The sequence below is a fragment of the Pseudomonas sp. P9_31 genome (assembly GCF_034008235.1).
Classification (GTDB): Bacteria; Pseudomonadota; Gammaproteobacteria; order Pseudomonadales; family Pseudomonadaceae; genus Aquipseudomonas.
Genome location: NZ_CP125375.1, coordinates 1 through 12,944, shown reverse-complemented (window position 1 = coordinate 12,944; position 12,944 = coordinate 1). Strand labels below are relative to the sequence as shown.

The 12,944-nt window shown below is 57.4% G+C and carries 10 protein-coding genes and 1 pseudogene; 3 read left to right on the top strand and 8 right to left on the bottom strand.

Annotated elements, in window-relative coordinates:
• The 4 genes from QMK51_RS00055 to QMK51_RS00040 all read right to left on the bottom strand — a co-directional run bounded on the left by QMK51_RS00055 (nucleotide 1) and on the right by QMK51_RS00040 (nucleotide 4,719).
• A complete protein-coding gene (locus QMK51_RS00055; protein WP_320392799.1) occupies nucleotides 1-738 on the bottom strand; it encodes a hypothetical protein in 738 nt (245 codons plus the stop codon).
• Nucleotides 735-1,349 carry a hypothetical protein gene (locus QMK51_RS00050; RefSeq protein ID WP_320392798.1) on the bottom strand — a complete coding sequence of 205 codons (615 nt, stop codon included), beginning with the start codon at nucleotides 1,347-1,349 and terminating at the stop codon, nucleotides 735-737. The genes QMK51_RS00055 and QMK51_RS00050 overlap by 4 nt, the downstream gene beginning before the upstream one ends.
• Nucleotides 1,342-4,095, bottom strand: a complete 2,754-nt coding sequence (locus tag QMK51_RS00045; protein WP_258698330.1) for a type VI secretion system Vgr family protein — start codon at nucleotides 4,093-4,095, stop codon at nucleotides 1,342-1,344. The genes QMK51_RS00050 and QMK51_RS00045 overlap by 8 nt, the downstream gene beginning before the upstream one ends.
• Nucleotides 4,096-4,203: 108 nt before the next feature.
• Nucleotides 4,204-4,719: an Hcp family type VI secretion system effector gene (locus tag QMK51_RS00040; protein WP_047601845.1), complete on the bottom strand. Its 516-nt coding sequence runs from the start codon at nucleotides 4,717-4,719 to the stop codon at nucleotides 4,204-4,206.
• Between the two features lie 359 nt (nucleotides 4,720-5,078).
• On the opposite strand from QMK51_RS00040, the pseudogene istA reads away from it, so the two are divergent.
• The 3 genes and pseudogenes from istA to QMK51_RS00025 form a co-directional block, all read left to right on the top strand.
• Nucleotides 5,079-5,648 (top strand): annotated as a pseudogene (gene istA / locus QMK51_RS00035) (IS21 family transposase); the annotation flags it as partial.
• A gap of 28 nt (nucleotides 5,649-5,676) precedes the next feature.
• The gene (istB, locus tag QMK51_RS00030; protein WP_320394583.1) at nucleotides 5,677-6,435 is read left to right on the top strand and encodes an IS21-like element helper ATPase IstB; all 759 of its coding nucleotides are present in this window, start codon (nucleotides 5,677-5,679) and stop codon (nucleotides 6,433-6,435) included.
• Nucleotides 6,422-6,676 carry a hypothetical protein gene (locus QMK51_RS00025; RefSeq protein WP_320392797.1) on the top strand — a complete coding sequence of 85 codons (255 nt, stop codon included), beginning with the start codon at nucleotides 6,422-6,424 and terminating at the stop codon, nucleotides 6,674-6,676. Before istB ends, QMK51_RS00025 begins: the two co-directional genes overlap by 14 nt.
• A 57-nt stretch (nucleotides 6,677-6,733) precedes the next feature.
• Here QMK51_RS00025 and gyrB read toward each other — a convergent pair whose 3' ends face one another.
• The 4 genes from gyrB to dnaA are packed head-to-tail and all read right to left on the bottom strand — an operon-like array spanning nucleotide 6,734 to nucleotide 12,944.
• Entirely contained in the window at nucleotides 6,734-9,151 is a 2,418-nt protein-coding gene (gene gyrB / locus QMK51_RS00020; RefSeq protein WP_258698329.1) for a DNA topoisomerase (ATP-hydrolyzing) subunit B, read from the bottom strand.
• A gap of 5 nt (nucleotides 9,152-9,156) precedes the next feature.
• Nucleotides 9,157-10,260 (bottom strand): DNA replication/repair protein RecF, encoded by a 1,104-nt coding sequence (gene recF / locus QMK51_RS00015; protein ID WP_008007898.1) that lies wholly within the window; start codon nucleotides 10,258-10,260, stop codon nucleotides 9,157-9,159.
• Between the two features lie 20 nt (nucleotides 10,261-10,280).
• The gene (gene dnaN / locus QMK51_RS00010; RefSeq protein ID WP_007903001.1) at nucleotides 10,281-11,384 is read right to left on the bottom strand and encodes a DNA polymerase III subunit beta; all 1,104 of its coding nucleotides are present in this window, start codon (nucleotides 11,382-11,384) and stop codon (nucleotides 10,281-10,283) included.
• Nucleotides 11,385-11,423: 39 nt separating this feature from the next.
• On the bottom strand, nucleotides 11,424-12,944 hold the full coding sequence (dnaA, locus tag QMK51_RS00005) for a chromosomal replication initiator protein DnaA (RefSeq protein WP_258698328.1): 1,521 nt from the start codon (nucleotides 12,942-12,944) through the stop codon (nucleotides 11,424-11,426).

Sequence of the window (12,944 nt, the reverse complement as noted above, 5' to 3'; positions counted from 1 at the left end):
CTATTGGCGCTGCGCCTCAAATACGAAGGGGTCTCCCTGATTCGGGAAGTGCAACAGATACTGCGCCACTGGTTTTTTGGCATTGGGTACCCGGTAATCCACTTTCAGCCCGGTCGGATTGTTTTCCAGCTCCGCCCCCAGGTAGGCGTTTTCCGGATAGCTGAACTGATTGCCGGGCGCCTTGCGAATGGCCGAGCAAGAAGCGAACAGTGGCGGTAACGCGTACAAATGCTGACCGTGTACCAGCAACACTTGGGTGTATCGATCACCGTAGCCACTGCTGACGTACTGCATCTCCAGGCACGTTGAGGTGCCTTGGCGCCAGGCCGTGGCGGTCGCGAGGTTTTCCGGGTCGATGGGGTCACCGACGGGCCACTGCGGCGAGGCGAAGTTGACCGCATCGCGCAGTGGCCAACGTTGTTTGCCAATCGTCAGGGCTTCGCCATCGAAGACAATCTCGGGCGTGCCTTTGGGCGGTTCGAGATTCAGCCCGTCGGGAGCGCTCCATTGCGCATCTTCAAAACGTTCAAACGCCGGGCGCATGGCGTTGACCCACAGGCAATGCCTTGGCGATTCCGAGCAGGGCATGGTGAGTTCGGTGCCGGGCCCTGCAAACAGGTTGTCGCCCAACGACTGATAGAAAGCACGGTAATCGGTGAACTGTACCGGGGCTGCCTGCGCCAGAAAGGGCAGGCCCGCACCGAGAAACAGGCTCAGACAACGGGTGACTTTTCTCATCGATGCCCCTTGGCGCCGGATGCCTTGATGTACTCCGGATTGGTGGTCCAGAAGATCGTTTTGCCGATGGCGGCAGTGGATTGGTATTTGTAGGTATAACGACCCCGCTCGCGGGTATTTACCATTGTGTTGGTCTTTTTGTTGAACTGCGTCCAATAGGTGATTTTCTCCGGCTTCGAGACTTGCGCAACACCAAAGATGTTGTGCGAGGGGGAGCCGTAGTGGAACCCGGAAGAGTGTCGGGGGTTGGTCGACTCCTTGATATCGACACCATCCCACCAATACGCCCCGTTGGAGGGATCATTGCCACGCTGGGCAAGCGCGTCCCGTGCACTCTCTACCGCCGAGCGCATGTTCGGATCGGCATTGATGGCCGCTTCCGAAGCCGCCATCAATTGGTTGTAACGGACATTGTTGCCCTTCGTGGCGACGACGTAGCCGGCGCCGGCCTCCTTGAGCAGGCTGTCGACGTCGGCAAGCTCCCACGCGCGCATGCGGTTGGTCACCGTAAAGCAAATAGCGCGGACTTCCTGCGGGTTGTTGTCCGTCGAGGCTTCACCGTATCCGATGGCCGCGAGCTTGCGCACCTGCGCTGTCAGGACTTCAGGCATTTTGTTTCTCCTTCACCGGCCACGATTCCAGTTCCAGCTCCATGTCGGAAGGGAATTCCGGCGTGCGCTCACCGGAACCCTCGGCCACGACTTCCCCGGCGGACATCACCTTGAAGTGGTGCGGCGCGGGTCCACCTTTGTCATCCTTGAATTCAAAGAACTGCACAATTTCCTCCGCCTCATCATCGGCACTGGCAACACTGGCAGCAGCCCCCGCACCGCCTGCCGCTGCACCCGCGGCTGCGGGGGAGGGCGGCTTTAGCATGGCCACGTTGGCAATGCTCATCACATCTTTCTGCAACAACTGCGTGGCGCCCTGAGCATCGGTCACTCCTTCGACCACTTCGCCATTGGACAGGGTGATTTTGTACGGCATGTTGGGCATCGCCGACGTCCCGTCAATCTGCTTGAGCATAAAGCGTCGCTGGGTAGCGCCGACTTTGAATTTGGGCAGTTCCGCTTCCAGGCTAGTGGCGCCGAGCAGGCTGTGTTTGGCCGCTTTGACGATCAGGTTGCCGGGCATGCCCAGTTCGATATTGCCGCCCTTGATGGTGATGTAGGCCCCGCCACACATCAGAGTGATGTGCTCTTTGGCCGACACCAGCACATGCTGGTTGCTCGCGCTGACTTCCACACTCTGATCCGCTTCCAGGCGAATGTTGTTCTTCTGCGCCTGCAACAGCATCGGGCCCTGATGGGTGATCTGGCGCATTTCGCCGCTGTGGGCAAACATCCCCAGGTCGGTCCCGGCATTGAGCACAAACTTTTGCCCCGAGGTCTGTTGCTGATTCTGCTGGGCAATGGTGTCGATGTGCTCACCCGCCGCCACCGTGATGCTCTTGGGCGACGCCGCGGCAATACCGGCTTCACCGCTCACGGCAATCGCCGGATTGCCACCATTGCCCTTGCCCGATTCGTCGTTCGCGCCGTTGCCCAGGTCGCGAACCGCATCGCTGAGCGTCTTCTGCGGCGCCTTGTCATGGCCTACACCCTGGTTGTCCTGGGCGTAATCGCCCAAGTCCTTGGCTAGCTTCAACGCCGCTTCCAGTACCTGTACGACAGAGGCGCGATTGAGGTGACCGCCGCTGGCGTTCATTTGCTCCTCGGTACTCAGCAGCAGGCCTTTGGCTGCTCGCAACGCGCCGTGTTCATCGGTGCGCAACTCAAAACCTTCGCCACGCGGTTCACCGCCGCTCGGCCGTGGATGCGTCAGGTAACCCAGATGCAATGCGGTGCTGCCGTGATCACTCATCAACGCGGCACTGATCTGCTTGGTGGTGTCATCAATGCGCAGTTCGTTGGCCCGAGTGCCCTTGTATTCCTTGCTTTTGATGGTGCTGAGAATTTTGTGATTGGGCAGTTGGTAAGGCGGCATGTTCGTCGCCCGGTACGTGCGGCCTGTGATGATCGGCTGATCGCAATCGCCGTCGAGGTAATCGACGATGACCTCCTGGCCAATCCGCGGAATCGCCATATGGCCCCAGTTCGCGCCCGCCCAGTTCTGCGCCACGCGCACCCAGCAGGAACTGAATTCGTTGTTTTTTCCTTCTCTGTCCCATGGGAACTGGACTTTTACCCGGCCAAATTCATCCGTGTAAATCTCTTCCCCGTCTGGCCCGGTCACCGTCGCAATCTGCGGCCCGTCAACAATCGGTTTGGGCTGCGGCGGGGTGCGCCATTCGGTTTCTTCGGAAACGATCTCGGCGACAAAGTCATAGCTCACGCCGACATCGGCACCGGCGGATTCTTCCTCCTGACTGGCGTGCTGGATGCCCTTATGAGTAATCCTCAGCGATCGCCACCAACGATTGAAATCTTCCCGGGGATGGCCGGTGAGCTGGAAAGAGAAACCCGGGATCAGACGCGGATCGTCGCCTTCGACAACGGCGATTCGCGCGTCGCCACGGCGCCCCAGCAAGCGATTCTGGGTGAAGGGTTTACCGGCAGCAGCGGCCTTGTAGCGACCCGGATAATCGTAGCGTTCATAGTTCGGAGTCTGATGTTGCAAGTCATCGCCGGCGAAGTTCTGCTGCTGGTCGAAAGTAGGGCGTTTGAAGGTGTAATCGCGTTGCGTCTGCTTGGCCGTGCGGACATTTTCGGTGTAACTGAACGCATAGAGCACGGGCTGCGTGGCATCCGCTGCTGGTTCAGTGGTGTACAGCACCGGAGCACCTTGAATACGCTCCTGTACATAGAGTTTGTCACCCTGGATCAGCGTGTGAGTGCTTTCGTTGCATTTGAAGAAATAGAACAAGCCTTCTTCACTGGACAGCCGATCGAACAGGTAGAGGTCCGTGTCGCCGACCTGCGTACAGTATTCGCGCGGCAAATGTTCGCTGTTGATGTGTTGCTGATAGTCGAGTATGCCGTGCTCGCTCAACACTGACTTGATGATGTCCGGCACGTTTTTCTGCTGAAAAATACGCCAGTTGGAACTCAAGGCCAGTCGGGCGAGTTGCGGTTCAACCACCGCGCGATAACGTGTCCGGCGGAAGCCGGTTTTACATTGAGTGAAACTGGACACCAGCCCGTGGACATGACGCACAGCCTTGCCGCCTTGCCAGATCGTGAGTAATGAGGGCTGATCGAGCACCTTGCCGAAATCAATGTTCGGGTTGTGGCTGGCCAACTCGATCGTGAGTCGAAAAGGCTCACAGATGGCCTCCTCCAGCGTGAACTCTACGACCTCGAACTCCATCTGCCCTGACAACACGGAAAACGTGAACTTCAAATCCCTTTGACGCATTTAACTGTTCCTTGGTCAGGTGAGAAAGAGAGTCCGCACATCAACTCTGCAAGGCATAAATCGCATCGGCCAGCAGAGCTGGCCGATGTTTGTAACGGTCAGCCGAGATTAAACGACTGGAGCACGCCAGTCATCGGAACCCGAAGTACCGGATACTTCGTGGGTCCAGGTGATTTTTCGGTAGGTGAACTGCACTTCTTCCAGGTGGGTGAAGTGCGAGTTGCCTGGATCCTGGCAGTTGTGCATCTTGTTGTTGATGGCGACGATGATCGCGTCTTCCAGCTTGGTGGTGTAGTAGTGCTCTTGAGTACCTTGAGCAGAAGTACGGTACCACTGGATAACGATTTCGCTCATGCGCTCGCCGGAGGTCAGAGCAGCTTGCAGCAGAGGCGAAGCCTTGTCGTAGACCTTGGTGATCACAACTGGCTTGTGAACGCGCTGACCGGTTGGCTGACCGGATTGCGGGTCACGCGGGATGATCACGTCGTGGCTGAACGCCTGAACCATAACCTGGTCTTCGTGGCCTTCCTGGTAGGTGTTGCCCACGGAGTCGGCGGTGAAGGCGCCGGCAGTGATCAGGCCTTGTTTTTCGCCGGTAACCGACATGTACGCTGGTGTTGCCATGGGATGCTCTCCTTGCGGATAAATTTAGGGTGCCCCGGAGGCGAAATCGCCCGGTGGGTGCCTGCCTGTTATCAAGGAACGTGCCAGATAGAATAAAACACATGTAAATCAGTGGTTTATATTGATCTTGAGTGTTTGAGAGCACCGAACTTGATGAATTCCTTTGAAAAGTGCGCAACTTCTTGCGCAGTACTGCGCAAGAAGTTGCGCACTTGGCTACAGGCCGCGCTCTGTAAGGCATCTGGAGGTTTTAGGAGTCATTATTTACGGGGGTACTGCGCAACTTCTTGCGCACAGTAGCAAAACGCCACTTTTTCGACTCGCAAGGAATCATGTTGCCGCTGACCGAAAACTGACCCGGCAAATCGTTACGTGCCTTTGTACTGCTGACGTTTGCACTTGGTGAGATTTCTCAATTTGACTGGAGCGAAGAAGGTCTGCTGATCGGCGGCCTGTTCCGACGCATTCAGGTCTCCCACATGAAGCTGTGCGCCAGTCACGCGTTCTGGTTGGTTGCGTATCCCAGCCATGGCCACGAGATGCTGTTCGATGCCCATACGCGCTCGTTCGGTGCGTTAGGTGGGGTGCCACGTCGCGGCATCTACGACAACATGAAAACGGCTGTCGACAAGGTTAACAAGGGCAAAGGCCGCACGGTCAATGCCCGGCTTTCCGTGATGCGCGCGCACTACCTGTTCGATCCGGACTTCTGCAATGTCGCCTCGGGCTGGGGAAAAGGTATCGTTGAAAAGAACGTGCAAGACAGCAGACGACGCATCTGGCTCGACGCTCAAGACTGCATGTTTCACACCTTCGAAGAATTGAATGCCTGGCTCGGCCAACGATGTCGTGCACTTTGGAGCGAGCTGGTGCATCCGCAGTACAACGGGCTGACGGTGGCAGAGGTCTTGGAGCTGGAGCGGGTTGACGGAACTCAAAGAGCTGCGTCTGCATGGCATGGCCAGCGCTTGGGAAGAGCTGGCTTCTCAAGGAGAAGCCTCGACGGCGTCGTCGAAATGGCTGCTCGAACATCTGCTCCAACAAGAACAAGCAGATCGCGCCGTACGCTCGGTTAACCATCAGATGAGCATGGCCAAACTACCCATGCATCGTGACTTGGCTGGCTTCGACTTTAGCGCCTCCAGCGCAGATGCCCGTCTGGTCAAAGATCTGTCGAGCTTGGAGTTCACAGAGACCGCGCAGAATGTGGTGTTCATCGGCGGGCCCGGAACCGGCAAAACACATTTGGCCAGCGCCCTGGCCGTGTCCGGAATCACGACCCATAACAAACTCGTGCGCTTCTTTTCCACAGTGGATCTGGTCAATCTGCTGGAGCGTGAAAAGCACGACCGCAAGAGTGGCCGAATCTCTCAAGGGCTGCTTCGGACAGGCCTGGTGATACTCGATGAACTGGGGTATTTGTCCTTCAGCCAGAGCGGCGGCGCGCTGTTATTTCACCTGCTGCCCAAGCTGTACGAGCACACCAGCATTGTGATCACGACCAACCTCAGCTTCTCGGAATGGTCGAGTGTGTTCGGCGACGCCAAGATGACCACAGCGTTGCTGGATCGGTTGACACACCATTGCCACATCGTCGAAACGGGCAACGAGTCCTACCGCCTGCAACACAGCACGCTGGCCGCGCAAACAAAGATCAAATCACGTGAACGAAAGCGCAAGGACGAAGATGGTATCGAGGACGATGAACCGTTTTGATCTGCACCATAAACACCCTGCCGCATGCCTTTATGCGGTGGGGCTTGATGACCGTTCAACCGGGACACTGCTGCTAAGCTTATTCACAATTGCTGGGACAAAAAACAGCAATCCGCCCTGGGTCAATTGTCAATCGGCAGGGTGGGTGTTTTCAATCAGCGCCAACAAGCAGCAGGGCAGAAATCGAATTTTCGCGACAATAAAAAAGGCCAATTCAGTGAATTGGCCTTTTTGTATCTGAGTCCGTCGATCATCTATTTGTGAAAATGATCAACTAAAATGTGAACCTACAGCCGGATCAGAAGTCCAGGTTGGACACCGCCAGAGCGTTGCTTTCGATGAAGTCACGGCGAGGTTCGACCGCATCACCCATCAGGGTGTTGAAGATCTGGTCTGCGCCAATGGCGTCTTCGATGGTCACTTTGAGCATGCGGCGCGAACCTGGGTCCATGGTGGTTTCCCACAGCTGATCCGGGTTCATCTCACCCAGACCTTTGTATCGCTGGATGGTATGACGCTTGGTGCTTTCGGCCATCAACCATTCAAGGGCTTCCTTGAACTCGGTGACGGCTTTCTTGCGCTCGCCGCGTTGAATATAAGCGCCATCGTCCAGCAAGGTGCTCAGTTGAGCGCCCAGGGAGACGACTGTCTTGTAATCGTTGCTGCCGAAGAAGTCGCGGTTGAAGGTGACGTAGTTCGACAGGCCGTGGGAGATCAGTTCGACCTCTGGCAGCCAGACGTTACGCTCACGGTCTTCACGCAGGCTGGCTTTGTAAACCAGACCGGACTTCTCGACGGTACGCAGGCGAACTTCGTACTGAGCCAGCCAATTCTGCATCGCTGCGTGATCGGACAGTTGCTCCATGCTGACGGCCGGCAGGTAGATGAAGTGCTCGGTCAGTTCCTGTGGGTACAGGCGCGACAGGCGCTTGAGAGTCTTCATCACCAGACGGAAGTCATTCACCAGACGCTCGAGGGCCTCACCGGAGATACCCGGGGCTTCCTCGTTCAAGTGCAAGCTCGCATCTTCCAGGGCCGACTGCGTCATGTACTCTTCCATGGCGTCGTCGTCTTTGATGTATTGCTCTTGCTTGCCTTTCTTGACCTTGTACAGCGGTGGCTGAGCGATGTAGATGTAGCCACGCTCGATCAGCTCCGGCAACTGACGGAAGAAGAAGGTCAGCAGCAGGGTGCGGATGTGCGAACCGTCGACGTCAGCATCGGTCATGATGATGATGTTGTGGTAACGCAGTTTCTCGATGTTGTACTCGTCGCGACCGATGCCGCAGCCTAGCGCGGTGATCAAGGTGCCCACTTCTTGCGAAGAGATCATCTTGTCGAAGCGCGCCTTCTCGACGTTCAGGATCTTGCCCTTCAGCGGCAGGATGGCCTGGGTCTTGCGGTTACGTCCCTGCTTGGCGGAGCCGCCAGCAGAGTCACCTTCCACGAGATACAGTTCGGAGAGGGCAGGGTCTTTTTCCTGGCAGTCAGCCAGTTTGCCCGGCAGGCCGGCGATGTCCAGCGCGCCTTTGCGGCGGGTCATCTCACGAGCCTTACGTGCTGCTTCACGGGCACGCGCGGCATCGATCATCTTGCCGACGACCAATTTGGCTTCGTTTGGGTTTTCCAGCAGGAAGTCGGAGAAGTACTTGCCCATTTCCTGTTCGACCGCGGTCTTCACTTCGGAAGACACCAGCTTGTCTTTGGTCTGGGAGCTGAACTTCGGATCCGGCACCTTCACCGAAATAATCGCCGTCAGACCTTCGCGAGCATCGTCACCGGTGGTGGCGACTTTGTGCTTCTTCGCCAGACCTTCAGCTTCGATGTAGGTGTTCAGGTTACGCGTCAGTGCCGAACGGAAACCCACCAGGTGAGTGCCGCCGTCGCGCTGTGGAATGTTGTTGGTGAAGCACAACAGGTTCTCGTTGAAGCTGTCGTTCCACTGCAAGGCGATTTCCACGCCGATGCCGTCTTCACGCTGGATGTTGAAATGGAACACCTGGTTGACCGCAGTCTTGTTGGTATTCAGGTATTCAACGAACGCACGCAGACCACCTTCGTACTTGAACAACTCTTCCTTGCCGCTGCGCTCGTCCTTGAGGACGATGCCGACACCAGAGTTGAGGAAGGACAGTTCGCGAATCCGCTTGGCCAGGATGTCCCAGCTGAAGTGGATGTTCTTGAAGGTGTCAGCCGAAGGCTTGAAGTGAATCTGGGTACCGGTGGATTCGCTGTCGCCAACGATTTTCATCGGCTCTTGCGGAACACCGTGGACGTAAGTCTGTTCCCAGATCTTGCCGCTGCGGCGAACGGTCAGAATCAGTTCTTCGGACAGGGCATTCACAACCGAGACACCTACACCGTGCAGACCGCCGGAGACCTTGTAGGAGTTGTCGTCGAACTTACCACCGGCGTGCAGCACGGTCATGATGACCTCGGCCGCCGAGACGCCTTCTTCTTTGTGCACGTCTACCGGGATACCACGACCGTTGTCGCGAACGGTGATGGATTCATCCGGGTGGATGATGATGCTGATGTCGTCGCAGTGGCCGGCCAAAGCTTCGTCGATCGAGTTATCGACCACCTCGAACACCATGTGGTGCAGACCGCTGCCATCGTCGGTGTCACCAATGTACATACCGGGACGTTTGCGTACGGCATCCAGGCCTTTCAGCACTTTAATGCTCGTTGAGTCGTACGTATTTTCTTCGCTCAATGCCTTCACTCCCGATGGTCGTGGGTCTGGGTGATACGGCCCTGTTCCACGTGGAACAGAGCGACTGGCGTTTCCGTCTGCCAGCCTTCCCTCAATAATTCGTGATCTACACAGGTGATAAAGACCTGGCAGCGTAAGTCTTCCAGCAAGCGGCAAAGCGCGCGACGGTGGTGCTCGTCCAGTTCGGACGGCAGGTCATCCACCAGATAAATACACTGACCGCGTCGGGCCTGACTAACCAAGTGCCCCTGGGCAATCCGCAATGCGCAGACCACCAACTTCTGCTGACCACGGGACAAGATGTCCGCGGCGTTATGTGCGCCCAATCTGAGACGCAAATCAGCGCGTTGTGGTCCGGCCTGGGTATGACCCATTTGCTGATCCCGCTGAAGGGACCCGGCGAGCACTGCACTCAACTCCCGGTCTTTGTCCCAACCTCGGTAATAGCTGAGGGTTAAGCCCTCAAGCTCAACCAGTTCGCTCAAGGTCTGTTCAAAGACTGGTTTCAAGGCTTTGATGTAAGCGCGGCGGTATTCATCTATTTCAGCGCTGGCCTGGCACAGTTCCCTGTCCCAAACCGCTTGCGAAACGGCGTCAAGTGTACCATGCCGCAGCCAAGAGTTTCTCTGGCGCAAGGCCTTCTGCAAGCGCTGCCACGTGGACATGAATCGCGGTTCCACGTGGAACACACCCCAATCGAGAAACTGCCGGCGAATCTTCGGTGCGCCTTCCAGCAAGCGGAAGCTGTCCGGGTTGATCAGCTGTAACGGCAGGATCTCCGCCAGTTGCGCCGCGCTACGGGCGTTCTGCCCGTCAATGCGAATCTGGAACTCACCTTGGCGGTCGCGAGATATCCCCAATGCGCTGTGCCCGCCCTCGGCCAGTTCGACCTGGCCAAACACCGTACACGCCAATTGCTCGTACTGAATAACGGGCAACAGACGGCTGCTACGAAACGAACGGGCAAGCCCCAGCAGATGAATGGCTTCCAGAACACTGGTTTTGCCGCTGCCGTTGGCGCCGTAAAGAATATTGATTCGGGGGGAGGGGGAGAAGGTCACCGGGTGCAGATTGCGCACCGCGGTGACCGAGACGCGACTTAAGGACATCTAGCTTCTGCTGAGCATGATTACAGACGCATCGGCATGACAACGTAGGCCGAGTCGTCGTTGTCGGACTCCTGCACCAGCGCACTGCTGTTGGAGTCGGACAGGATCAGACGAACCTGCTCGGTGGTCATCACGCCCAATACGTCGAGCAAATAGCTCACGTTGAAGCCGATTTCCAGGGAGCCGCCGTTGTACTCAACGCCCACTTCTTCTTCCGCTTCTTCCTGCTCCGGGTTGTTCGCCTGGATCTTCAGCTGACCATTAGCCAGTTGCAGACGGATGCCGCGGTACTTCTCGTTGGACAGAATCGCGGTACGGCTGAACGCTTCACGCAGGGCCTGGCGATCGCCGAGCACCAGCTTGTCGCCGCCTTTAGGCAGAACACGTTCGTAGTCAGGGAATTTACCGTCGACCAGTTTCGAGGTGAAGGTGAACTCGCCAGTGGTGGCACGGATGTGGTGCTGGCCCAGCACAATGCTGACGTTGCCGTCCGGTTCGGTCAGCAGACGCGCCAGTTCCAGAATACCTTTGCGTGGCACGATCACTTGATGACGATCCGGCTGACCGATATCGGCCTGCATCGAGCACATGGCCAGGCGGTGACCGTCGGTCGCCACGGCGCGAATGATACCTGCCGAGACTTCCAGCAGCATGCCGTTGAGGTAATAACGCACGTCCTGCTGGGCCATGGCGAAGCTGGTGCGTTCGATCAGACGACGCAGTTTGCTTTGCTCAAGGCTGCAGGTCAGCGAACCCGGGCCTTCTTCTACCGTCGGGAAGTCGTTGGCCGGCAGGGTCGACAGGGTGAAGCGGCTACGGCCAGCCTTCACCACGAGTTTCTGCTCGTCGACCTTGATGTCGATCAGCGCATCGTTCGGCAAGCTCTTGCAGATGTCCATCAGCTTGCGCGCAGGCACAGTGATGGAACCCGGGTCCGCAGGCTCTTCGAGTTGCACACGACCGACCAGCTCGACTTCCAGGTCGGTACCGGTCAGCGACAGTTGCTGGCCTTCGACAACCAGCAGCACGTTGGAGAGTACCGGCAAGGTCTGTCGGCGCTCGACGACGCCTGCGACCAGTTGCAGGGGTTTCAACAGGGCTTCGCGTTGAATGGTGAAATGCATGGTCTAGTCCCTTGCCTTAATAAGCTGCGCTGGTGTTCATCAAGTGGTCAGTGTACGCAGCAGGTTCTTATAGTCCTCGCGGATGTCCGCGTCGGATTCCTTAAGCTCGTTGATCTTGCGGCAGGCGTGCAAAACAGTCGTGTGGTCGCGGCCGCCAAACACATCGCCGATTTCCGGCAGGCTGTGGTTGGTCAATTCCTTGGACAACGCCATGGCGACCTGACGCGGACGTGCTACCGAGCGTGAACGACGCTTGGACAGCAGGTCGGAGATTTTGATCTTGTAATACTCGGCGACGGTGCGCTGAATGTTATCCACAGAGACCAGTTTGTCTTGCAGCGCCAACAAGTCTTTCAAGGATTCGCGGATCAGCTCGATGGTGATGTCGCGGCCCATGAAGTGCGAGTGGGCGATCACGCGTTTGAGCGCGCCTTCCAGCTCGCGGACGTTGGAGCGAATACGCTGGGCGATGAAGAATGCCGCGTCGTGTGGCAGATCGACTTTGGCCTGGTCGGCCTTTTTCATCAGGATCGCTACGCGGGTTTCCAACTCCGGCGGCTCGACGGCAACCGTCAGGCCCCAGCCAAAGCGGGATTTTAGGCGTTCTTCAAGGCCTTCGATTTCTTTCGGATAGCGGTCACTGGTGAGAATGACCTGCTGGCCACCTTCGAGCAGGGCGTTGAAAGTGTGGAAAAACTCTTCCTGGGAACGTTCCTTGCGGGCGAAGAACTGAATGTCATCGATCAGCAACGCATCCACCGAGCGGTAGAAGCGCTTGAACTCGTTGATCGCATTCAGCTGCAAGGCCTTGACCATGTCCGCGACGAAACGCTCGGAATGCAGGTACACGACCTTGGCATTCGGATTCTTCTTTAACAGGTGGTTACCCACAGCGTGCATCAAGTGGGTTTTACCCAAGCCGACGCCACCATAAAGGAAGAGCGGGTTGTAACCGTGCTTCGGGTTGTCCGCCACCTGCCAAGCCGCAGCTCGGGCCAGTTGGTTGGACTTGCCTTCGACGAAGTTCTCGAAGGTGAAAGTGCGGTTCAGGTAGCTGGTGTGCTTGAGCGCGCCTTCGACCTGCACCGTGCGTTGTTCGGAACGAACCGGGGCCTGTTGCGAACTGGCGCCGGCCATTGGGTCGAAGCTGTCGCGGGACGGCTCTTCACTGACCTCGGCGACTTTTTGTGTCGAACGCTTGGTCGGTGCCGCCGCCGGAGCAGGGGCTGGAGCGCTGACCGGTGTGGTAGCAGCCTGAGCTTGGGACGCCGCAGCGGCCAACGGAGCATTGGGTGCTGCCCGCGGTGCCGAACTGCGTTTGCTGCCTATTAATAAGGAAAGCGCCGGCGCCATGCCATTGCCATGCTCATCCAGCAGTTCAAGGACGCGGCCCAGGTACTTTTCATTGACCCAGTCGAGAACAAAACGATTCGGTGCGTAGACACGCAGCTCGTCGCCTTCGGCTTCGACCTGTAGTGGACGGATCCAAGTGTTGAATTGTTGGGCAGGCAGCTCATCGCGCAAAAGCTCCACGCACTGCTGCCAAAGTTCCACTGACAC